At 55.2% G+C, this 241-nt stretch carries 1 protein-coding gene; it reads left to right on the top strand.

The window, feature by feature from the left end; all coding sequences use genetic code 11:
- The coding region (locus AC6UDF_RS07420) for a DUF5696 domain-containing protein (RefSeq protein WP_500724256.1) at nt 1-241 on the top strand (241 nt) is incomplete at both ends.

The raw sequence follows: 241 nt of genomic DNA, 5'->3' as shown, positions 1-241 counted from the left end.
ATTCAAAAGAAAGCTTTTACCTGGAAGAAGATCGAAGGCGGCGTCGAGGTGCTGTTTGATTTTCCGAAGGCGGGCTTTGCGATTCCCGTCAGGTACAGCATCAAGGGCGATGCGTTCAGCGCGACGATCGCAGCGGACCGCATCGAGCAGCGTGATAAATACCGGCTCGTCAATATTTATCTGATGCCGTTCTTCGGAGCCGGCAGCCTGCAGGACGACGGCTATTTGTTCGTCCCGGACG

The organism is Fructilactobacillus sp. X2R6C1, assembly GCF_059901295.1.
This window is presented reverse-complemented; position numbering and strand designations above follow the sequence as displayed.